The following is a 20,927-nucleotide window of genomic DNA, read 5'->3' on the forward strand; positions in this document are numbered from 1 at the left end:
AAGGGGATGAAAGTGCAATTTGGAGTTTATTTTTGATGACGGGATATTTGACGGCAATGGGTCGTCAACTGACAGAGAATGGGTCTTTTTGTTCACTTGCAATTCCCAATAAAGAAGTAAGTTTTCTTTTCAAAAAAATAATTAAAGAATGGTTTGTTAAAGATTATGGACTTAAGTGGTTTAGTCAATTTTTAGAGCATCTTTTAACAGGAAATATGGAGAAGTTCTCTGCTGAGTTAAAGGATCTAATAGAGCATACTGTCAGTGTTCATGATACAGGAAGAAGCCCCGAAGCTTTCTATCATGGCCTTATGATTGGACTCACGGCAAGTCTTCATGGCTCTCCTCTTTATGAGATCCGTTCCAACCGTGAAAGTGGATCTGGCCGATATGACTATGCGATTATTGCAAGAGAAGCACAAAAGTTCAGCATTCTTATGGAATTTAAGCAGATTAAGGAAGAAGAAAGAAAAAAGCTTTCAGAGTCAAAATTTGAAGATCTTCTTAAACAAACAGCCCAAGAAGCTCTGACACAAATTTCCCAAAAAGCTTATTATGCAGAAATTCAGCAGCGTGGGCTTACGCGTCTTTTAAAAATCGGCCTTGCGTTTTCGGGGAAGAAGTTTTGTCTCGTCCATGAAAACTCTTAATAATCAAGCCTTTTTTCACGAATAAATTTTGAAGGCCTTCGTTTGATGTATCGATGATCTGTGAAATGTTCAATAAAGAAGACATAAAATAGCGAAGCGTTATGATTTGAGCGTATTTCTGGAAGAGGGTTTACAGTAAAAAAGAAAAAACGAAATTTTTAAATGAGTTAAAACAATAAAAAGTTCGAAAAAACTTTTTTAGCCCATAGGGATGGTCTTATTTTTTACGAGTCTATAGTTTCCATAGTATGATTTTGGCATTATAAATGGAGACGTATCATATTTAAAAAATATTTATATCTTTCGATTTCGGGAATCTTTCTTCTCTCTTTTACTTCAATCAATGCTGTCAAAGAAGTCTTAGATATTGAGTTAAATGATGGCCGAACTGTAACGGCTTTCTCAAGCGGGGCAACATCCATAAAAAAAACAAGTGGGGGGATGGTAACTATGACAGGAAATTTTATACCCACGCGAGATGTTTTTAATCTTAATGGATTTTCTTTTAATCCGTCTCTCCCGCTTCCTGGACTCCATGAAATATTGAAAGGCCCTTCTTATAGAACTTATGTGAAGTCGGTCACATTAAAAGAGCATGAAGATTGTGAAGAAGATTTTTCCAAGATGGATGATTTGTTAAAAAGGGTTTTAGAATTTTTGGGAAAAAGATAGAAGGCTCTTAGATTTAAAAAAATAAATGGTCAAGCTTTCATTTTTGAGGGAATGAGCTTGGCTTGTTTAATAAATTCAGCGGATTCTTGAATTTAAAGCAACAAAGCATGGTGTGTTTGTCTTTCGAAAAGAACGATAAAGCCAGCTTTTTGTCAAGAATTTAAAAGGATGACTTGAAACAAAATATGGATGCGCAAATAGAGCCACATTTTCCAAATTTTAAGAGGATGCTGCTGCCTTGACCCTAGATCTTTTTGAAACGCTCTCCTGTTTTAATGTCTCTTCTGCAGCAAGAGGCGCCTCTGGTTCAACAAGAAGAGAAGAGAGGGATTGCTCCATATGCGTTAAAATTTCAAGATTAACGTGGTGAGCAAGGATATCATGAACTAGGGACAAAAAGAGCTCGGGTGCCTTTACATGGGTCAAGGCTTTTGGTCCTGAAAAGGTTGGCATAGGAGGCAGGGTAATGATGATATCACTTGTGTCTTGGAACTCTTCCCAAGAGTGATATGTTTTTTGATGGAAGGCACCAATGATACGGTGCATCATTCCTGCTTTTGTTCTAGGAATAGCATAAGGAAGCCAAGAGGTTGAATGAAGTAAGGAGCTTTCAGAGCTTAGGTTTTTTTTAAAAATTTCAAGAAAGGCTTCTTGGCTTTCTGTGGGGGAAGCTGAAGGTGCAAAAATGTTTTCCCGTTCCATATAGGCGGATTCAAATTCAGGAGATATAAGGCTTTTATAGAGATCTTGCTCACGGGGATTGAGTTGATCGTTAATGTCAGAAAGTTCTTTTAAATCTTTTGAAAGCCAGCTTATCAATAATGTGAAAGCTGTAAAGTCTCTTTGAAACTTAAGACGAAAGTTCCCAATCATCATTCGAACGGTTTGAAGCGTTGCGTCGAGAGGATCATTTTTTTGATCTTCTTCAAGAGGATCAAGTCCCTCAATAGCCCCTAAAATAATGCGATAAAGCGATTGGGGATAAATACTCTCAAAGATGTCTTGGGGGATTCTTAAATCTGAAAGAATGGATAAAACGCGTGCCTGAGAAATGGCGCGATCTTCTGGCAACTTTTTTCTGCTCTTTTTACAAAAAGCATTTATACTTACATTTGTTGAGACTTTGATTTTAAGAAGAGCGTCAACCTCATTGAAAAAGGTTTCGGAGGCTTTGAGACGTTTTTTAAAAACTTTAGAAAGCTTGGTGAGATGGTCAATTTGATCATGATAGCTTTGAGGCGAATGAGAAAGCTCTTCAAGTGTATGCGATATTCTGACAACAGTATTTTGATGTTTCCTCAATAAATTTTGTGCAGGTGGCAGAAGAGACGGGTGCGCACTCAGGTCTGCTATTCTTTTTAGGAGATCCTGCTTTTTAAGGTCAAGTTCATGGGTCCGCGATGTTAAGAGAGCAGCATCCGGTGCTTCATAGTTCAATTGTAGTTCTTTATAAAGATTTTTTAAACGAGCTTCTTTTCGTTCCAAGTCTTCTATTTGAGAGAGAATTTCGTAATAACGTGACAGGTCTTGAGGGGCAGAACGTATATCTTGTGCAAGATGTACATGCTGCTCAGCGAGGAGATGTTGGATATGTTCCGCATGATGTTTATGGCGCTCTGCCAAAGTTTTGCTTTTTGGCGTTTCTTCTGAAGCAGAAGGATCTTCATAAGGTTGTGCGCATTGAGACATGGCGAAGGATGGGAAGGTCTTTATAAGAAGAACGCCAAGAAAAAACAAATAAAGAAACGGCATTTTTTTCATTTTAAGAGAATTCCTTTTATGAAATATGAAAAGATTCCTCTAAATGGAAAGAAAGAAAAGAGAAAAGCCCTTTAATCTTAGGGGTTCAATCTCAAATTTCTCTCCTTTTAAAGATAATGAACAAATTGATTTTGCGTTAAAAAAATTACCATGTTGTGCTGATTTGAAAGTAAAAGAGCGCTGCTTTTCCATTATGGTGTGTTGCTTGTTGTGTTGCATTTGCACGTGTCAAAGGCTTTGCAACAAAGACATCAAAATTAAAATTTGGTGTTAACACAGATCTTATACCAAGACCTGTAGACGTTCCACTTTGGCGTCCATTTCCTGACAATTTCTTGACGTTCCAGACGGCGCCACCATCTAGGAAAGTATAATATTGTACGCGTTCAAGAAAGTCTAATTGAGGTTTTGTTGTGAGTCGAAGTTCGGCTTTTCCAGAAAGTCCGCGATCCCCGGAAAGCTGAGCTGCATCATATCCACGTCCTAAAGAAGGTCCTCCAAAGATAAACTCTTCGGATGTAAAGAGAACCGAATTTGTAAATTGAGAATTTCCCATCACAAACAATGAAAACATATCATCAAAAAACTGATTCCGTGAGATATCGAAGGTAAATTTTCTAAAATTCGTGCGAGAACCAGACCGGGATGTAGGGCCTTGTTTTGGTGCTCCCATAATATTTAAGCCTTGATGAATGTTAAAATTAAGAACGTTGATGCCTGATCCTACATAGTTTTCGTAGGTTCCTCCGAGGACGGCGGTGCGAACTCTATCTTCATAGAATTTTACGCTTGAAGCCGATGAGGAAACATTTGCGTAATTAAACGTCAGATTGGAAAGAAGGCTTTCTTGACGCGAGCGAATCACAGGATAAGAAAGGCTTGTAAAGACGTTTTGGTTGGTTCCATGAATTTTATATTGGGAAAGCGTAAACTGAGGACGCGTGTCTGTATGAGAGGCTCCAAGGCTCCAATGAACACCGTCTGTGCCCAGCGCTTGATCATGAATGGCTTCAAAAAATTGAATTTCCTTTGTATGGGCCGCTGTTGCATAACGCAAAGATAAGGTTCCACCGGGAAGCAGAAGGGAATTAAAAGAAGTTGTTGCCGTGAGTCGATTGGGCCCAATATAACGTGTCCCATAATTGTTAAAAGAAGCGGAGGCTGAGAGAGGAGAATAGGTTCCAACAAGTGTTAAAATAGAAGAACCAGGATTCTCTGGGTCTGGAGAAATCACGGATTTTACTTCAAAACCCACAAGGTCATTTATCAAAAGAAGGTATCTTTCAAGCTCTTCATATTTTAACGGCTTTTTATTCATAATTTGAGCTGCGTACTTTTCAAGAAGATCTTTTTGTTTATCTGTAAAATCTTGGATATTAACGTGACTTATGGAGCCTTCAACAATTTGTATGGTGATGGTTCCATCTTCAATTGTTTGAGGCGGAAAGATTGCCGTGGATAAAAAATATCCTTCTTCATGATATTTTTGAGTAACTTGTTTTATAAGATCCTCTGCTTGAGCAACCGTAATATGTTTGTTAAAAAAGGGAGCAAAAACGTCTCGAAGTTCTTGTTCCTCAAAGACGTTATTTTCAATAAAGCGCACATTCTTAAGGGTAAAGGAAATTTTATCGGCATTTGGAATGCGAGATTGAGGGGTTTTTTCAATGATGGGTTTTGGGGGTGCTTCGTTTATGGGAGATGTTTCTGGAAAAGAAAGTTCATTTGCAATTCTCCCCGCGTTGACACTTTCAAAAGCTTTATTGTTAACAAGGTCAGGTGGAACATTTCCGAAAAGAGATGATGGTGTTTCAAAAATCAAGAAGGTAAAAAAGAAATAAGGAGAAAGTCTTATAAGTGTTTTATAACGGGAATAAAGTTTTCTCATTTAAAGTCCTTTCACCCGGAGGTTTTGATCTAGATTAAAAGCGACGCATAGGGATCTTAAGATGGATATTTTGGTAAGCATATTTGTTGTTTTAGTTAAAGGAACAGGTTTTATGAGCTTTTTTCCCTTAAAAGAGTGTTCATGAGACACAGGTTAAGTTGAAAAAGCGTTTCATTAAGGTTTTAGATAGTCGATTTTTCAAAGATTACCTTTTTTCTATCATGAAAAAGAGCCTTTTATGTTTATAAAAAACTGAGGCAAAAGCGTCAAGGGAGTTTGGGTTTAAGAGATTGATTTTAGCTTCAAAAAGGATGAAGTGTTGTAAAATGTTGGTAAGAAAAAAAAGCTTATGCGCATAAGTTTTTAATGCATTCCTTTTCCTTTAGAGGAGGACAGTTAATCTAATGAACATAGAGGCTATTTATTTTTAATTAGAAATTTTTATTTAAAGAGGCAAACTTGATTTATTGAAAGAGGAACATTTTTAAAAATATCCTTGTAAATTAACCCTCCCATGGAAAATTTACAATATTCTAATAAGTCGATCGTGAAGTGATCTAATATTTTTCTTTTCTGAAGATGAAAAAGTTAACTCAATTATTATTTAGGTCATTAAATATATTCATAAAAGATAAATTATATGTGATATTGTAAACCTTCAGTGAAAGAGGCCAACCATGGCAAGAGAGCCAAGACATCCTGGAAAGTTTTTGAAAGATGAATTGATGGCGTTGAATATTTCCCCAATTTAACTTGCAAAGGTCTTAAATATTCCTCCAAATCGTGTCTATCAAATTTTAAATGGAAAGCGTTCTATAACGGCAGATACAGCTTTCCTCTTAAGTCAATGGCTTGGGACATCTGCTGAGTTTTGGGTTAATTTGCAAAAGTTTTATGAATTGTGACTTACCTCTTTGACTATGGGAGAAGATATTAACTTGAAGGTGGAATGTTATTATCCTCCTCATAAAAATCAGAGGGAGAATATAAGGGCAAAAAGGTCTTTTAATGATTGAATAATTAAGGTGACGTTAGAACTTTAAACTGTTAAACCTCATTCCCTATGAAGCTATGGTTTTTATGAAACAAATTTAGAAGTTCTGAATATTAACAATAATGGGAAGAGTTGTATGTTAAAGATTGAACTTACGCAAGATCTGCCGTCAAAAGTTGAAGAAAAAATGAGAGAAGATCTTGCTCAATACGAAAGCAGTCATGGAATTGATGTTAACTATAAACGGTTTGCGTTAATTTTAACAGAGGGCCCGAATCAGGAGGCCATTGGCGTTTTAAATGCTTTTACGGCTTTTTCTGAAATTTACATCGAAGATCTTTGGATTGACTCAAACCATCGCGGGAAAGGATATGGTAAGAAGTTGTTGGAAAATTTAGAACAACGTTTTAAAGGCAAGGGGTTTAACAACATCAATCTTGTCACCAATCAATTTAACGCACCAGGATTTTATGAAAAGTGTGGGTTTACGCTTGAATTTGTCAGAAAAAACTTAAAAAACCCAAAGCTTACAAAGTTCTTTTTTGTAAAATTTTTTGAAGACGAAAATCAAACACAAGGGCTTATTTCTTGAGCAAGGCTTCCTTAAAACCTTTCGATCAAATTCTTCTTTTGTCACCTGCATTCTAAGCAAAGTCTCTTGAAGTTTTAAGAAGCTCTTGCAGCTCAAATTTTTTGAAGAAAATCCTCTTGCGAGCCTTCTTTTTAAAAAACTTTACAAAGTATCTTTAAATCCTTAATCTTGGCTTCACATATTTAATTTTGGTTTAATTTTGGGGCTTGTTGGTGATGTTAAAACAAATCATATTTTTCTTAATCTTTTTTGCCTTAAACGCTGAAGCTTTTCTTCTTCAAGAAGAAGTTACTCCTTTATCAAGTGGAAGACTGAGCTGGGTACAACGGAATCCAGAAGCAGACCAAACAATCATTTTTATCCCCGCGAATTCAACGTCAAAAAGAATTTTTCGCAAGCAGCTTACTTCTTCTTTTTTTGATCAAAGACTCATTGCTGTTGATTTGCCAGGACATGGAGCCAGCGAAAACGCTCTTAATCCCTCTTTTACCTACAGTTTTGAAGGATATGCAGCCTCTCTCATTGAATTTATCGAAATGCTTCATTTAAAAACGAAACCTGTTTTATGTGGCTGGTCTTTGGGGGGACATGTTGCAATCGAAATTTTACGGTTAAGGCCTGATTTGGTCGCAGGTTTATTTTTAACAGGAACGCCGCCTATTGACTTAACGCCAGAAGGATTTAACGCGGGTTTTAAGCCTTTTTTGGGGTGTGAACTTATGTCAAAGGATCATTTTACGAAAGAAGATGCCGTGAGGTTTATAAGTCTTTTATGGCCATCTTATGAGTCTTTTATGGTGGATGATGCAGAACGGACAGATGGAAAAGCCCGATCTTTGATGATTGCACAAGCTCTGAGTGGAAAAAGAATAAGTCAAAGACAAACAATCGAAAATACCCTTATTCCTCTTGCTTTTGTTATTGGAACGGCTGACGAAGGAATTAATGGAGATTATATTAAAGGGCTTGCATTTAAAAAAGCGCCGGAGATTCATGAAATTTCTGCAGGGCACGATACCATTTGGGGAGCTGCTGATGACTTTAATGAACGCTTGAATACGTTTGTAAGGAAAATTTATGGATAAAAAAATGCCCAAAAATTCACACTTCATTTTTTCTGAAACATTTGGAGAAACACATAATCCTGCAATTTTATTGAATGCTGGGGCAGGCAATCAATTAATCATATGGCCCGAGAGATTCTGTAAAGATCTAGCGGCAAAAGGATATTTTGTGATCCGTTATGATTATCGAGACACAGGTCTTTCGGCCCATGTTCCGAACGAGGAACCTTATACGGTTCTTGATCTGGCGCAAGATGCGATTGAAATTTTAAAAAAATATCATCTTGAAAAAGCAACGTTCGTTGGATTTTCCATGGGAGGGCAATTGGCGCAATTTGTGGGGGCATATTTTCCACAATATGCAGAAAATCTCATCCTCATTGCAACATCTACGGATTTTAAGTCAGGGTTTGATGCTTTGATGGGAAATCTTTCCGAGGGTGGTGGATTATCAACGCCAAAACCTGAATATCTTGCTTTTCTTGCTGAGGCCTGGGATTTTTCAGAATTTACGTTAGAGAAAAAAATCGATTTCTATGTTGAGGTTGCAAAAGTATTAGAGGGGCGCCCAAAAGACTTTGAGGAAGATTTCTTTAGAAATCAAGCACAAGAAAATTATGAACGCACGCCCTTGAATGCGCCCCATGCCCACACTGAAGCAATGCTTGCTTCTTTTGATCTACATCAAAAAGCACCCGAACTTATTCAAATTCCGACCTTAATTATTCATGGCGAAAAAGACCCCATCTTTCCGCTGGATCATGCTGAGGCCTTAAAAAATAGGATTAAAGATTCAAAATTGCTGATTTGGGATGATTTTGGGCACGCGATAAGTCCACGCCATTTTACGCGGCTCATTACGGCAATTGATTCTTTTATCAAGAAGGGGCGCGAAGAAAAGTTAAAAAAATAGAAAGAGATAAGAAAAAGATCCTAAGGAAAGCAGGCTCTTTAAAAAAGAATTTTTCAAAATTCGAATTCTATCTGTCCAGTCCTACTGGACACTTTTAGGTATACCCTCTTAGGATGAATGGAGACTAACATGTCGGTGTAAGTCTCTTATCTCGGAATGAATGCTGGAATATTCATCCCAAACAGATTTTCCCCATTTTTTTACAAGTTCAGTGTGTTCTTGTGCTGTCTGTGCAGGCAAAATATCTTTAACGGTTATCCATTTTGGTGTTTTTATTTGAGATAAAGAGGGCCAATCCCTTTTGATTTTTGTTGAAACTTTTAGAAATTCTATAATTTTTTTTGGGTTTTCTTCTTTTTCAAAGGTTAAGTAAAGAGCAATAGGGAGCACCTGTGCAGATTGGCGTGCACGCCGATCTTCTTGATTGCCAATATGTTGGGATGCATAGGCATCAACTGTTATTCGATGAACGTTAAAATAATCTTTATTTTCATATTCTTTTACGAGTATATTGCCATACATTTTCCAGCATTCTGGAAGCGCGCCAATATAAGGGTGAATACTATTTTCATCTCCTGTCGAAAAAGATGCTTTACACCCGGCACAGCTTTTAGTCTCTGTAAGAAACATAATATAATAACTTCTAGATTTTTTAGAGCCTTTTTAAAGAATTAAAACCATAAATTCTTTCTAACTTTGAGTCTCAATCTTAACCTATCTTTTCTTTCAACTCTTGACTAAGAAAAGATAAGCATTTATCTTTTCTTAAGTTAAAACGCTTAAGAAAATATAATGATGCATCAAAGAATTGGAAAATACATTATACAAAAAATTGGTGGAGAAACATACCAAGCTTATGTGCCTCCTAAGCTTCCACCAAACCCTGCCTTGAAGTTGGATAAATTTTATCTTTCTTTAGAAAAAGCGACATTGGCCCTTTCTGAACTTAATAGCATGCATAAATATATTTCGAATACGTCTTTGTTTATTTACATGTATATTCGCAAGGAGGCTCTCCTTTCCAGTCAAATTGAAGGGACGCAAAGTTCTTTTTCAGATTTGATGCTTTTTGAACATCATCAAAAACCGACCGTATCTTTAGAAGATGTAGAAGAAGTCTCTAATTACGTCAAAGCTATGACCTATGGGTTAGATCGTCTCCAGCAAGGGTTTCCACTTTCTTTAAGACTTTTACGAGAAATCCATGGCGTTCTTTTATCGGGAGGGCCTGGTTCTCACCAGTTGCCGGGGGAGTTTCGGCGTTCGCAAAATTGGATTGGGGGAACAAGACCAGGAAATGCTTTATTTGTTCCGCCTCCTATTGAGCATTTAAGCCAATGCTTGTTTGATCTTGAAACTTTTTTATATGATGAATCTATTCCTATTTTAGTAAAAACCGCTCTTGTTCATGTTCAATTTGAAACCATTCATCCTTTTCTTGATGGAAATGGACGATTAGGAAGGCTCTTGATTACACTCCTTCTTTGTCAGAGTAAAATGTTGGATGAACCCATTTTGTATTTGAGCCTTTATTTAAAACAAAATCGTCATCTCTATTATCGTTTGTTGCAAGAGGTTCGGCTAAATGGGGCATGGGAAGCTTGGTTAGAGTTCTTTTTAGAAGGTGTGATTGTTTCTGCAAAGCAAGGTATTCAAACAGCAGGAGATATTAATAAATTATTCACACATGATTTTGAGAAAATTTCTTTGCTGGGACGGGCAAGATTTTCATGTGAACAAGTCTTTGAGTATTTGAAGAAACTCCCTCAGGTAACGGTACCTTTTCTTGCTTCTGAGTTAGGAATGACTTCTCCTACCGCCCGCAGTGCTCTTAAGAATATGCTAGATCTGGGTATCCTAGAAGAAAGAAGCGGAAAAAAACGTGATAAGGTTTACATATACCATAACTACCTTAAGATTCTAGAAGAAGGTGCGACCCCTCTTGATTTAAAAAGACCAACGTAAGTAAAAAATGAAAAAGAAAGCATATGTTTTCAAGTCACGGCTTTGTTTTTTTGTATGAAGGGGAAGTCTATTTTGTTTAAGTTCTTGAGACCTTTACGTCTTTGGCATAAAGTACACTCTAGTTCTTTTATTTTCCTCACTGTTTATTGTAAAAAAAATGCAAAATCCTTTTTCTAAAGTTCTTCTTCTAACCACCATCATTGTTATGGATTTTTTAACAGGGATGGAGTTTGATCTTTTTGTGCCCAGTTTCCCAGAAATTCAAAAGATTTTTAATCTCACGCCTTTTTGGGTAGAAGCTTTACTCTCCATTAACTTTATTGGGTATTGTGCCAGTCTTTTTATCACCGGTGCCCTTGCCGATCGTTATGGACGAAAGCCCGTTTTGTTGTCAGGTCTTCTGATTTTTATTGCAGGGAGCATGCTGTGTTTGTGGGGTGGGGGATACGAACTAATGCTCCTGGGACGCCTTCTTCAAGGTGTCGGCGTTGCTTCTCCTTGTATCTTAAGTTTTTTAATTATTGCCGACCTTTATCCTCTTGAAAAACAGCAATCCCTTTTTGCACTTCTCAACGGAATTTGTAATATATCTGTTGGAATTGCACCGGTTTTAGGAAGCTATATAAGTCTTTATTATCACTGGCAAGGGAACTTTATAGCGCTGCTCATTTTGGGGATTTTTTCCTTTATCATGAGTGTTCTTTTTATTCCTGCCACAAAACCTACCCCATCACCGATAAAAAGTTCACCTGTCGGGTATCGAGATATATTTAAATCAAAGCCACTTCTTCTTTTGATCATACATATTATTGGAATAGCTGTTCCATATTGGGTTTTTGTGGGCATGGCGCCGCTTCTTTATATGGAAGATTTGGGGGTTAGTTTGTCTCATTTTGGATATTACCAAGGGTCCTTAGCTTTTCTTTTTGCCATTGGAACTTTGCTTTCAAGTCCTTTTATAAACCGGTTTAGTCATAAAAAAATGCTGTCTCTTTCAAACTCTATTTTGATTTTATCTTTTGTTTTGGTGATGGGTCTCGTTGTGTTAAATTCAACAAGTCCTCTTATGATTACATTTTGTCTTCTTATTATGATTGTGGGGCAAATCTTGCCTGTTACGCTTTTATATCCCCTTTCTTTAAATCTCATGCCGGAGGCAAAAGGGCGTATTTCTGGTGTTTTGCAAGGATTTAAGCTCATTCTCTGCGCCATTTCTCTTCAGTTTATGGGGTATTTTTATAACGGATCTTTCCGAAATATTGGGCTTATGCTCTCCGTTTTTATTTTTTTGAGTATCGTTACATTAGGCTGGATTATTAAGAATAAAAAATTGATGGGAACACAAACGAATTGAGACACCAAAAATTAAGATGACATCATTTCTTTCAAAGAAATTTGTGTATGGGTATAGGCTCTTTGAAGATTTCTAAAAAGGATGTAAATCGAATAGAAATCATCCTGATCGGGAATATTCAATGTCTTAATTTCTTTTTTTGTAAAAATAACCTCGATCGGGAATTTTTCTTTTCTCTATAAAAGAAATGTACCTGAACTATATCCTGCGTATGATCTTCTTTGTACAGCGTTAGATCCAAATATATCTAAAAAAATAGCTATGCAAATTGGAAAAAAATACGATCCTGATAAGGTATTGTTTCGTCATTGGTGTCAGCTTGTTCCAGATACAGCTTCTGCTAAAAAGACTCTTCAGAAAGATCTCTTAAAAACAGCGGCTCTTTGTATGGAAAAGGCTTATATGTTGAAAGACTCTTTAGGTAAATCTGGCATTAAATCTCTTATTTTTGCTGAAATTTGTGACGTGATTGGGGAAAGGTCAAAACGATTACAGGAAATCGTTTTCTAGAATTTCTCAAAATAAGGAATTGTTTCAAAGAAAGAAAAGTTCCCTCTTCTTCCGCAAGACTGTGGATTGCTCCCTCATTTGTGTTTTCTAACCTATGTGAAACTTGAATTGTTTTTAAATAAATTGTTTGCTCCCATCAAAACCAAAGTCATTCTATATATAATTGGTTTAATAAATAGTGCTTCTTTTTACAAAAACGACAAGTGATTTGTAATTTTTTTATTAAAAGTAGTTTTTAGATTGATTTTTATCATGTATTTTACAAACGAAAAAGTTGATTCTTTATGGGACCGACTGGACTTTTTATAATGAAGCATTTTCAAATGCTTTTTGATAAGAAAGAATCTCTAAAAAAGGATTAATTATTGGTTGCGGGGGCAGGATTTGAACCTGCGACCTTCAGGTTATGAGCCTGACGAGCTACCGGGCTGCTCCACCCCGCGTAAAAATAAGTGTCCAACTTTTATGAAAAAAAACAAGAAGGACGTGAGCTATTGACGAGCTAGTAAAGAGTACCTAGCACAAGCGGGCTTGTGAAACAAGAAAAAAAGAGGCCACGCTTCTTTTTTAGAATGTCTTAGGCTTAAATAAAGGAGAAAAAAGCATCTTGACGTACAAAAGGATATTTGAAACACTTTAACTTCAGTAAAAAATAAGAACATAAAATGCGTTGGATTCTATGATGAAATCATGGATTTCTAAGAAATAAAAAAAGGGAGAAATTTTATGAACACCCCGCAGAAATTAACTTTTTGTAGCTTATGAGCAGCATGCTGTTTTTTGGGCTTTATGAGGATGTAAAGGCTCATTGGACATCAACTTTAGGAGGGTTAGTTGCAAACCTATCAGGGGGAGCTAAATGTGACAGTACACTTTCATATGCATCGTGCCGAGAAAGTATTTGTAAGAGTGAAGGGATTGGGGATTGCCAAAAGAATTTTTGTAAAACGCATGCTGAGATTATAAAGTATCATCGTCCATGTGCCTGCGCTGCGGGGTTAACCACTTTAAATTGCCCTTCTGAAACCCAAGAAAATGACCCGGCAGTAACGCTTAACCGAACGTGCCGATCTTCATGGGCTAAGGCAAAAAATCCTTTAGATTGTAGATTTTGTGAAAAATATCGCGATAAATGTACACATATAGAAGGGCTTTTCGATTGGTGCACAGAAAAATGCCCTGATTCACCGGATGGAACAGGGGAGAATGAAGCAAATGAAGGTGATGATGAAGATGAGACTTTGAAGGAAGAGTAGTTTCTTGAAATTTGTCATACAATACAATGAGTTTTGAGGAGGGATGAAAAGAAGCTTGACGTTCTAAAGAATATTTGAAATACTAAGATTAACAATGAGAATAAAAGTTAACAAGAAAGAGGGGTCCATTTATTCTCGACTTGGATTGATAAAGTCAGTCGTGAAGAATTTCTTAAAAAACAAATCTGTTCTTTTCAAAGGGACTCTAAGAGAGTTGCTTTCGTTTTGGATGAGGCGTTTTAGCTCTTTATAGATAAGAAATAAATATAACAAAGTTGGAGGTTTCCGTGCGTAAATCAAATCTTAAAATTATAAGCCTAAGTGCTCTTATTGTTGGTGTTTTGGGTTTTCAAGGAAATGCACATGCATCTCTTTTTCATAGCGTATGGAGTGGGCTTAAAGGAGGTGCAAAAAGTGTTGCTTGTTCATCAACGGCTTGTAAGACTTCTGTTGGATGGAATGCCTGTTTAAAGTTTCATGGAGGTGAACCAGAGACAATTAAGGATAACTATACTTCATGTTATGATGCTGCTGTTGCTGCAGGTATTTATCAAGAGCCCGCTGAAGAAGAGCCCACTGAAGGAGGGGATGGCGATACAGATGGTGGTGATGCTTCGACAGGTGAAGCTCCTGCAGAATAAATCTAACGATTCTTTTCTTAAAAAAAGGCCCCTTTTAAGGGGCTTTTTTTATGGGGTCTGGTTTGGTTTTTTATATGTTACAAAAGCTTGCTTTATTTATTTTCTTTAAGAAGATTTTTATTTTATTTTTTAAGTAAATAAAAAGATAATTAAAATTGTTAAATAACACACTGAATATGAATGTTTTTATTTTATGAATAATCAAGAAAAATATTGACAGATCTTTTTATTATTGGAATAATAAAAAGATAATAATAAAAATAAAAAGATGCATTTAATACTTTTATAAACTTTTAAAAGTGCATCTTAGTCGTCACTTTTTTATTCAAAGGTTTGAACGTTTTGTCTTTTTATTTATGATATGGGATCTGTTTTTTTGAATAAAAAAAGAGAAAAAAAGAAACAGGGGAAAAGTGCAGATTTCCATAAAGTAGATCAAAGTTAAAAAGTTGAGGTCTTTTTATCTTGAAAGTGATTCAGGGAAAGACAAAAGTGTTATGCGACGCGCGTCTCTCTCAACATCGGATTTTTAAATCCGTTTTTTAAATACTTTAAAAAGCCCCTTTTGGGGCTTTTTTTTTAAGAATAAAGGTTTGATATGAGGCATCTTTCTTATTTCTTTTGAGCTTGTTTAAGAAGCACGAAAAGAGTATAAAAAACAATTATTTTGAGAGTTTAATGTGAAAGATATCTATCCAACTCTTTTTGAATCTTCTTCTCAGGTGCCCAAAGAGACATCTTTGGATTCTATTACCCAAAATGGAACTTCTTTGGACGATAAAAATAAAACGCGTCCTTTGGCTGAAAGATTAAGACCTCAGAAAATGGAAGATATTATAGGCCAAAAAGAACTTTTTGCTGAAGGCTCTCCGTTTTCGAGAATGATAAAGACGGGCCACATCTCTTCCCTTATTTTATGGGGGCCTGCGGGTGTTGGAAAAACCACGATTGCACGGCTTTTAGCCCATAAAACAAATCTTGTTTTTGAATCAATTTCAGCCATTTTTTCAGGTGTGTCTGATTTAAAGAAAATTTTTGAGCAGGCACAGGTACGCCAAAAAATGAATTCAAAGACAGCCGGAACCCTTTTATTCGTGGATGAAATTCATCGGTTTAATCGTGCGCAACAGGATGCTTTTTTGCCTTATATTGAAAGTGGTGTGATTATTCTTGTGGGGGCAACGACCGAAAATCCCTCCTTTGAACTCAACAGCGCACTTTTGTCACGACTTCAGGTTTTTACGGTAACTGCTCTTTCAAAAGAAGACCTTGAAAAACTATTAAAACGGGCAGAAAAGACACTTAATCATCCTCTTCCGCTGACCGAAAAAGCCAGAGATCTTTTTTTAGAAATGGCTGGAGGAGATGGCAGATATCTCTTAAATATGGCTGAATCTTTGTCTTTATTACCGTCTTCCCAAGCACCTCTTTCTCCTGAAGAACTTGTAAAAAGCCTTCAAAAAAGAGCTCTTTTATATGATAAAGATCGTGAAGAGCATTATAATCTCATTAGTGCTTTGCATAAATCCATTCGTGCTTCAGATCCCCATGCAGCGCTTTATTGGTTGATGCGTATGTTGGAAGGGGGAGAAGACCGACGTTTTATTGCGCGTAGACTCATCCGTGCGGCTCTTGAGGACATTGGTCTTGCAGATCCAGAAGCTTTGGCACTGACGTTAAATGCCTTAAAAACATTTGAAAGATTAGGATCTCCGGAAGGAGATTTGGCCCTTTCTCAGGCAACACTTTATCTTGCTCTTGCGCCAAAATCGAATAAAGTTTATGAAGCTCATAAAAAAGCACAAGCTTTTGTTCAGAAAACAGGCTCTCTTCCGCCGCCACCTTCTTTGTTAAATGCACCAACAAGGCTTATGAAAGAACTTGGGTACGGAAAAGGGTACTGCTATGATCATGATATGGAAGAGGGGGTTTCCGGGCAAAATTGTTGGCCTGTGTCTATGGAGCCCTCTTTGTTCTATGAGCCAACAGGCCGTGGGCAAGAAAAAAAATTACAGGAGCGTCTTTGTGAGCTTCAATCCGTTTTTGAAAATTGGAAAAAGGAACAAAAAAATAGTTCGTAACTTTTTGTTAACTAAGAGAGAAGATACGTTAAATGCTCGAAAATGACTCCGGATTTCTTAAACGAACGCTTTCAATCGGATTTCTTATTCCCTTTACGCTTGGAATTTTAATCTATGGACCTCCTTTAACAACTCTTCTTGTAGGTGCTTTGCTGGTGGGTTTTTCTTATGAATGGCTCAAAATGGGTCATATTCAAACAAAAATTGAAAAAGGGCTTTTTTATGGGGTTCTTTTGGGAAGTGAAGTGGTTTTCTTGAAATGGGGTTTAAAAGAATCTTTAGCTTTTTTGTTGGGGTTGTCAGCATTTTCTTATTATATTTTGCGAAATTATGGGATGAAGAAAGTCAAACGGGAAAAAAATGCTGAAGGAAAGTCAGGCGCGCCCCTCCTCCAAAGATTGACCCATGATGGTTGGATTTTTTGGGGGCTTCTTTATATTGGAGTTCCATGTCTTTCTTTTTTATGGATTTTTGAGCTTGAACAAGGATGTCACATTATTTTATGGATGCTCTTTATCATCTGGGCATCCGATATCGGGGCTTATCTTATTGGTTCTTGGCTCAAGGGCCCCAAAATAGCGCCAACCATAAGCCCTAAGAAAACATGGAGTGGTTTTTTGGGGGGTGTCTGTGCGGGTGAAAGTGTTGGAATTTTAAGTGGCAATTTCTTTGGATTTGATTTTAAAGGTGTTTTAGGGGTGTCCTTGGGTGTTGTTCTGTGTGCGGTTTTTGGAGATCTTCTCGAGTCTTATCTTAAAAGACGTAAAAAAGTTAAGGATTCAGGAAACATCATTCCAGGACATGGAGGACTGTTTGATCGCTTGGATAGTACGCTTGCCGCACTTCCTTTCATAACTTTGATTTTATGGCTTACAAAGGGAGATTTTTTTAAATGAAAAAGGTTTTAAAAATAAAAATTTTTATTTAAAAAAAGAAAGGCTTGTCTTTTTTTTAATCTCCTCCTACTATGAGGTCGAATTAAAGGTTTTGGGGGAGGCTCCTTATTTTAAAAGAAAAAAGGAAAGCTTCAATTTGTATCATTTTCAGAGTTTGTAAAGATAAAATAACATGGATCTTTTAACACATTATATTTTACCTTTTGTGATCGTCTTAACGATTTTGGTTTTTGTTCATGAATTGGGACATTATCTTGTCGCCCGATGGAATGGCGTTAAGGTAGATGTCTTTTCAATTGGCTTTGGACCAGAGCTTTTTGGATGGACAGATAAAGCGCAAACACGCTGGAAAGTAAGTCTTCTTCCTTTGGGGGGATATGTCAAAATGTATGGTGATGCAAATGCTGCAAGCACACCAGATCAGGCAGAAATGCATAAAATGTCTGAACGAGATCGTGCTTTGACGCTTCATGGAAAAACGGTCTGGCAACGTATTGCTGTTAGCGCTGCAGGGCCTTTGGCCAATTACCTTTTTGCTTTTCTTGTTTTTTCTTTTCTTTTTGCAACAGTTGGAGAGAGGTATACCCCAGCTGAAATAGGCTTTATTCAAGAAGGCAGTGCTGCTCAAAAAGCAGGTCTTTTAATTGGAGATCGGATTGTCTCTGTGGAAGATCTCCCCATTCAACGTTTTGAAGACATGCAACTCATCATATCAGAAAATCCAGGCGTTCCTCTTTCAATGACACTGATGCGTGGTGAGGATGAAGTTTCTTTGAATGTGACGCCGGATACAAAAGAAGTTAAAGGGCTTTTTGGAAAAAAACAAGAAGTCGGGGTTTTGGGGATCGGTCGACAGGGCGTTGAATATATTCAACGGAATCCTTTAGAAGCTGTCTTCTATGCTGCAAAAGAATGCTTTACATTGACGATGCAGACGCTTAAATCCATTGGACAAATGATTTTAGGCACGCGAAGTGCGGAAGAACTGGGAGGGCCTCTTCGAATTGCGCAACTTGCTGGAGAAGTTGCACAAGCCGGGCTTCCAACTTTTTTATGGTTTATTGGAATTTTATCCGTCAGCCTTGGGTTTATTAACCTCCTTCCTATTCCTTTATTAGACGGTGGGCATCTTCTGTTTTATGGGATTGAAGTTATTCGTGGGGGAAAACCCCTAAGTGAAAAAGCTCAAGAAAAGGGTTTCTACATTGGATTTCTTATTGTGGGCAGTCTTATGATATTTTCATTTTGGAATGATCTTGTCCATTTAAAGGTTGTTGAGAAAATTATAAATCTTTTTTAAGATAATGAAAGAAACGGTAAGAATGTTTTTTAAGGCCTCTAAAAATACTCTTTTAAGAAGAATTTCTCCAGTCTTAATAATGGGAAGTTTGGCACTCCTATCACGTCCAACTAAGGCTGTTATTGAAGAAATTTCTCTTAATAATCAGGAAATTATTTCAAAAATAGTGGTTGAAGGGAATCAACGTATTGATGTTGAAACCATTCTCCTTTACTTAAAATTAAAAGAAGGCGATGTTGCCACGCCTGAGAAGTTAAATGAGTCCTTCAAAGCGCTTTTTGGAACAAACTTTTTTTCAGACGTTACATTTGATCAACAGGGAAAAACGTTAATTGTCCATGTGCAAGAAAATCCAATTATTAATCGCGTGGCTTTTGAAGGAAATCAAAAAATCTCCAGTGAAACCTTAGATAAAGAAATTGGGCTTTCACCTCGGACAATTTATACACGAAACAAAGTGCAATCTGCTCAGCAAAAGCTTTTACAAATCTACAGGCAATCTGGTCGTTTTGCAGCGCGTGTTGAGCCTAAAATTATTAAGCTTCCTGAAAATAGAATAGATCTTGTTTTTGAAATCGAAGAAGGTCCTGTGACACAGGTTGAAAAAATTAACTTTGTGGGCAATCGAAATTTTAGTGATGGAACTCTTGAAGCTGCGATTCAAACCAAAGAAGCAAGATGGTACCGATTTTTTACCTCAGATGACAATTATGACCCTGATCGTTTGAACTATGACCAAGAAAAGTTGCGCCAATTTTATTTAAATCATGGATATGCAGATTTTAAAATTGTGTCAGCGGTTGCAGAATTAAGTCCTGATCAAAAAGACTTTTTTATTACATTTACCTTAGAAGAAGGTGAAAAATATAAATTTGGTAAGGTTGAGATTGAAAGTAAAATACCAAGTATTTCTCTTGAAAAGCTCCAAGAAGCGGTGGTCTTTGACGAAGAAGATTGGTATTCAGCAAAGCTTGTGGACCAAACCGTTGAAAAAATGATGGAAGTTGCTGGTGAGCAAGGATATGCCTTTGTCGAGCCAAAAGCAAAAGCCAAAAAAAATAAAGAAGACCTGACGGTTGATTTAACCTTTATTTTAGAAGAAGGCCCCAAAATATACATTCAACGCATTGATATTATTGGAAATACACGAACACTTGATTCTGTTATTAGGCGCGAATTAACGATTTCCGAAGGAGATGCCTTTAACGTGGTTCGGGTTCGTAAGTCTCTTCAAAAGATTAAAGATCTAAATTATTTCAAAAAGGTGGACCTAACGCGCCATCCTGGAGATGCACCAGATAAAGTTATTATAAAGATTGATGTTGAAGAGCAATCGACAGGAGAATTGATGCTTTCTGGAGGATATGGTCAAAATATAGGTCCTCTTGGTGAGATTTCTGTGCGGGAGCGAAATCTTCTAGGAACAGGACAATCTGTAGGTGCTAAAACACGTATCGCAAAACGTCAGTCTTTAATCGATTTTGATTATGAACAGCCTTACTTTTTAGGCCGGCATCTCATGTTTGGGGCAAATGCCTATATGAAGAAAGAAGACCTTAAGAGTCAAAGTTCGTTCGAAGAAAGAACCAATGGCTTGGGAACTTGGATTGGTTATGAGCTCGCAGAATATTGGACACAAGTTCTCGGTTACGGCATTCGATTTGATCATATTGGAGGCCTTTCTTCTTATGCTTCAAAATTTATTCGTCAACAACGTGTCAATACGGTGATTTCTTCGGTTTTTCAAACGCTCACTTATGATCGCAGAGATTCAAGAATAGATCCACGTTCTGGCTATACGACAAGCCTGACCAATGAATTTGCGGGTGTTGGAGGCGACGTAAAATACTTAAAGAATGAAGTCGGTGCCGTTTATTATTATCCATTAGGAGAAGAGATTACATTGTCCACACGTGGAAAATATGGTCAAATTTTAGGATTTGGACGTACACTGCGTATTGCAGATCGTTATAATCTTGGGGGAGATAGTCTACGTGGGTTTGACTTTGCGGGTGTTTCTCCCCGAGATAAAACAGGAATTCAAGATTCTTTGGGAGGTATGAAGTTTTATTCAATGTCTTTAGAATCAACCTTCCCAATTGGTCTGCCCAATGAATTTGGAATTCGAGGATCAACGTTTATTGATGCAGGAAGTGTATGGGATTCCCAATATAAAAATGATCCGATCGTTTTTGATGATAATTCCTTGCGTGTTTCAGCGGGCGTGGGGCTTGCCTGGCGATCCCCAATGGGTCCTCTTAGAGTCAATTTTGCCTGGCCTTTGAAAAAAAGAACGCTTGACAAGACACGTATGTTCTTGTTTGGATTTTCAACGCAGTTGTAATTTGGAGATTCTCTTTAAAAGAGTTTTTACAGACCGTAAAAAATCT

General features: G+C 37.0%; 17 protein-coding genes, 1 tRNA gene and 1 pseudogene. 15 read left to right on the forward strand and 4 right to left on the reverse strand.

The annotated features are described in order from the left end of the window. Window positions 1-35: 35 nt before the first annotated feature. Together JSS34_03540 and JSS34_03545 are read left to right on the forward strand one after the other, a co-directional pair. Window positions 36-650 (forward strand): PD-(D/E)XK nuclease domain-containing protein, encoded by a 615-nt coding sequence (locus JSS34_03540; protein ID MBS0185411.1) that lies wholly within the window; start codon window positions 36-38, stop codon window positions 648-650. 450 nt (window positions 651-1,100) lie between these two features. Beyond that, window positions 1,101-1,322 (forward strand): hypothetical protein, encoded by a 222-nt coding sequence (locus tag JSS34_03545; GenBank protein ID MBS0185412.1) that lies wholly within the window; start codon window positions 1,101-1,103, stop codon window positions 1,320-1,322. Between the two features lie 219 nt (window positions 1,323-1,541). Here the strand turns inward: JSS34_03545 and JSS34_03550 are convergent, their stop codons facing one another. Together JSS34_03550 and JSS34_03555 are read right to left on the reverse strand one after the other, a co-directional pair. Then, complete coding sequence (locus JSS34_03550) at window positions 1,542-3,083, reverse strand: hypothetical protein (GenBank protein ID MBS0185413.1); 1,542 nt, start codon at window positions 3,081-3,083, stop codon at window positions 1,542-1,544. Window positions 3,084-3,228: 145 nt separating this feature from the next. Continuing rightward, window positions 3,229-4,971: a ShlB/FhaC/HecB family hemolysin secretion/activation protein gene (locus JSS34_03555; protein MBS0185414.1), complete on the reverse strand. Its 1,743-nt coding sequence runs from the start codon at window positions 4,969-4,971 to the stop codon at window positions 3,229-3,231. A gap of 677 nt (window positions 4,972-5,648) precedes the next feature. On the opposite strand from JSS34_03555, the pseudogene JSS34_03560 reads away from it, so the two are divergent. The 4 genes and pseudogenes from JSS34_03560 (at window position 5,649) to JSS34_03575 (ending at window position 8,534) form a co-directional block, all read left to right on the forward strand. Next, window positions 5,649-5,876: pseudogene (locus tag JSS34_03560) on the forward strand (HigA family addiction module antidote protein). Window positions 5,877-6,101: 225 nt separating this feature from the next. After that, complete coding sequence (locus JSS34_03565; protein MBS0185415.1) at window positions 6,102-6,557, forward strand: GNAT family N-acetyltransferase; 456 nt, start codon at window positions 6,102-6,104, stop codon at window positions 6,555-6,557. A gap of 215 nt (window positions 6,558-6,772) precedes the next feature. Then, window positions 6,773-7,642: an alpha/beta hydrolase gene (locus tag JSS34_03570; protein MBS0185416.1), complete on the forward strand. Its 870-nt coding sequence runs from the start codon at window positions 6,773-6,775 to the stop codon at window positions 7,640-7,642. Further along, complete coding sequence (locus tag JSS34_03575) at window positions 7,635-8,534, forward strand: alpha/beta hydrolase (GenBank protein ID MBS0185417.1); 900 nt, start codon at window positions 7,635-7,637, stop codon at window positions 8,532-8,534. The genes JSS34_03570 and JSS34_03575 overlap by 8 nt, the downstream gene beginning before the upstream one ends. Window positions 8,535-8,642: 108 nt before the next feature. Here the strand turns inward: JSS34_03575 and JSS34_03580 are convergent, their stop codons facing one another. Beyond that, entirely contained in the window at window positions 8,643-9,164 is a 522-nt protein-coding gene (locus JSS34_03580) for a hypothetical protein (GenBank protein MBS0185418.1), read from the reverse strand. Window positions 9,165-9,329: 165 nt separating this feature from the next. Between JSS34_03580 and JSS34_03585 the strand changes: the two genes are divergently transcribed. From JSS34_03585 to JSS34_03595, 3 genes are all read left to right on the forward strand, one after another. Beyond that, on the forward strand, window positions 9,330-10,499 hold the full coding sequence (locus JSS34_03585; GenBank protein ID MBS0185419.1) for a Fic family protein: 1,170 nt from the start codon (window positions 9,330-9,332) through the stop codon (window positions 10,497-10,499). 157 nt (window positions 10,500-10,656) lie between these two features. Further along, window positions 10,657-11,853 carry an MFS transporter gene (locus tag JSS34_03590; GenBank protein MBS0185420.1) on the forward strand — a complete coding sequence of 399 codons (1,197 nt, stop codon included), beginning with the start codon at window positions 10,657-10,659 and terminating at the stop codon, window positions 11,851-11,853. A gap of 261 nt (window positions 11,854-12,114) precedes the next feature. After that, complete coding sequence (locus JSS34_03595) at window positions 12,115-12,363, forward strand: hypothetical protein (protein ID MBS0185421.1); 249 nt, start codon at window positions 12,115-12,117, stop codon at window positions 12,361-12,363. Between the two features lie 366 nt (window positions 12,364-12,729). Here the strand turns inward: JSS34_03595 and JSS34_03600 are convergent. Continuing rightward, a tRNA-Met gene (locus tag JSS34_03600) sits at window positions 12,730-12,806 on the reverse strand. Window positions 12,807-13,133: 327 nt separating this feature from the next. Between JSS34_03600 and JSS34_03605 the strand changes: the two genes are divergently transcribed. From JSS34_03605 to bamA, 6 genes are all read left to right on the forward strand, one after another. Further along, window positions 13,134-13,619 (forward strand): hypothetical protein, encoded by a 486-nt coding sequence (locus JSS34_03605; GenBank protein ID MBS0185422.1) that lies wholly within the window; start codon window positions 13,134-13,136, stop codon window positions 13,617-13,619. Between the two features lie 287 nt (window positions 13,620-13,906). Then, on the forward strand, window positions 13,907-14,260 hold the full coding sequence (locus JSS34_03610) for a hypothetical protein (protein ID MBS0185423.1): 354 nt from the start codon (window positions 13,907-13,909) through the stop codon (window positions 14,258-14,260). An 824-nt stretch (window positions 14,261-15,084) separates the two neighbouring features. Continuing rightward, a complete protein-coding gene (locus JSS34_03615) occupies window positions 15,085-16,341 on the forward strand; it encodes a replication-associated recombination protein A (protein ID MBS0185424.1) in 1,257 nt (418 codons plus the stop codon). 32 nt (window positions 16,342-16,373) lie between these two features. Beyond that, window positions 16,374-17,237, forward strand: a complete 864-nt coding sequence (locus JSS34_03620) for a phosphatidate cytidylyltransferase (protein ID MBS0185425.1) — start codon at window positions 16,374-16,376, stop codon at window positions 17,235-17,237. A gap of 172 nt (window positions 17,238-17,409) precedes the next feature. Next, on the forward strand, window positions 17,410-18,537 hold the full coding sequence (gene rseP, locus JSS34_03625; GenBank protein MBS0185426.1) for an RIP metalloprotease RseP: 1,128 nt from the start codon (window positions 17,410-17,412) through the stop codon (window positions 18,535-18,537). 22 nt (window positions 18,538-18,559) lie between these two features. Further along, a complete protein-coding gene (gene bamA, locus JSS34_03630; GenBank protein ID MBS0185427.1) occupies window positions 18,560-20,881 on the forward strand; it encodes an outer membrane protein assembly factor BamA in 2,322 nt (773 codons plus the stop codon). The last annotated feature ends 46 nt before the right edge of the window (window positions 20,882-20,927 follow it).

It is taken from the genome of Pseudomonadota bacterium (assembly GCA_018242545.1).
GTDB lineage: Bacteria > Pseudomonadota > Alphaproteobacteria > 16-39-46 > 16-39-46 > 16-39-46.